The organism is Xanthovirga aplysinae (assembly GCF_009711365.1).
GTDB classification, from domain to species: Bacteria; Bacteroidota; Bacteroidia; order Cytophagales; family Cyclobacteriaceae; genus Xanthovirga; species Xanthovirga aplysinae.
The window spans coordinates 6,704-8,969 of record NZ_SMMB01001135.1 but is presented as its reverse complement, the minus strand read 5'-3'; the positions used below and the strand labels follow the sequence as shown (position 1 = coordinate 8,969).

The 2,266-nt window shown below is 33.3% G+C and carries 1 pseudogene; it reads left to right on the top strand.

Annotated features, from left to right (window positions below):
- Nucleotides 1–286: 286 nt before the first annotated feature.
- Nucleotides 287–2,266 (top strand): annotated as a pseudogene (locus tag E1171_RS13975) (hypothetical protein); the annotation flags it as partial.

Below are 2,266 nucleotides of genomic sequence, written 5' to 3'. Positions count from 1 at the left end.
AAAATCAAATAAACTCAACAGAACACTATTTTAATAAAGAACTGTATACAAAAAACAATTCCAGGAAAAATACCAGATAAAAAATCTTTCAAACTCCACATTTTTTTTAATTAATGGAAACATTAAAGTTTGAAACCTCTTAAAAATATCTAAATCATTACATACTAAAATAAGGGGAATGTTAATTTTTCCTGATTAATATATTATATTCAATAGTCACCTCAAACCTTCATTCCTTGACAGTACAATGCCCTCCAAAACATTTCTCATAATTAAGATTTGGATTTTGTCCATCTTACAAATGCCCATTTGGGCTTTAGCCCAAAATGCCTGGGTAAATGAAATTCATTATGAGGACACCGTAAAAAATGATTTGAATGAGGCAATAGAGATAGTTGTAGAGGACCTTGAAAATTATGACTTTTCCAAATTTGCTATTTCCCTTTACAATGGAGAAAATGGAAAACTATATGGAGAAAAGACAATATTATTGTCCGATTTTAAAAATGGAGATACTATAGGAAACTTTAAATTCTTCTATTTTTTCCCTGATCGGCTGCAGAATGGGGCTGACGGATTATCATTAACGTTCGAGGATTCAGTTTTACAGTTCATAAGTTATGAAGGTAATTTCACTGCCATTGAAGGGTATGCAAATAGTTTAAAATCAATTGACATTGGTGTTAAAGAAGATGATACAACAAACCCCAATCATTCCTTACAACTAAATGGAAGTGGCCAAACCTATTCAGATTTCACCTGGAAAGAACCTGCCAATAATACCGTTGGTTCCCTTAATATAAACCAGACCTTACCCTGTGTGGCCCCTGCCCTTGAAGCAAAAAGTATTGAAATCATCTCAAAAACAAACAACAGCTTGGAACTTCAATGGGAAAATGGAAATGGATCAAAAAGAATTGTTATTATAAAAGAAAATGAAACCATAAGTTCCACTCCTGCGGATGGTGTTTTCTATCAGGCTGATAGTGATTTTTCCAGTAGTTTTGCAGATCTAATTGATGGAGGGAAAGTAATCTATAATGGAAATGAAAACACAATTCATATTACCAATCTGGCTTCAGCCACCCCTTATTTTATTCATATTTTTGAATATCATAATTGTGACACTCTCCTTTATAGCAAATATAGTAATGGAACATCTTTCGAGACCTCCACTTTGAAGTTTGCACCTTTTCAATTAGAAAATTTAGATTCAGCTCACATTTTCAACTTTAATTCCCCTCCTCCAAGTATAGGAAACGGAAAATTTAAAGGAAATGGATTTTCTCCGGAACCCACCGAAGGACAACTTAATTCTAATTCCATTATTGTAAATGGGTTATCTGAAGGCGACATGAATTTTGGCGATTATAATGATGTAGGTGATTTTGCTGGTGGGATAAAGGAATCAACTGTAACTCAAGGTGGAGTTTATGCCTTTCTTTTAGATAGTATTTATTCCTTAGGGTTTCAAACTACTGGTCAAGATTTAAACCCAGGAGAATTTATTCTTAAACTCCAAAACAGAACGGGTGAACCTATTGAAGTACTAGATGTAATCTATAAATTTGCGGTTTTCAATGACCAGCCAAGGAGTACCTTATTGGGATTGGCCTATTCCACCAATGGTTTTGATTATCTTCCTCTTTCCAACTTAAATTATACCTCAAAGGAAGAGGCAGGCAGTTCCCCAAACTGGGAACTTCATGAAAAAGTAACTTCCATCTATTTTAATGAGAATCCAATTCCTCTTAATAGGATATTTTTCATTAAATGGATTACTGAAGATGTAACAGGATCGGGAGCCAGAGATGAATTTGCATTGGTGGAGGTAAATCTAACTCCTAATCCATCCACTCCACTGCCAATTAATTTATTAGAATTTAAAGGTAATGAGGATAAGAATCATGCAGCCCTTTATTGGTCAACTGCTTTCGAACTTAACAATTGGGGATTTGAAATTGAAAAGTCTGATGACGTTTTATCCTCCTATAAGAAAATTGGATTTGTAGAAGGTGTAGGAAATTCTCAAACCTCTAATGATTACCAATTTATAGACTATTCCTTTAAGAGAGATAGTTATTATCGATTGCGTCAAATTGATATTGATGGTACAGATTCTTTTACTAAACCTATTTTGGTTAAAAATTCGATTAGCCAATTAGGTTTTTACCTTATTCCTAACCCCGTTGAAAAACAATTTGAATTAAAAAGTGATTTTAATTCAAAAAAAATCACTAATCAAACACCTCTTTTCATTTCTCTT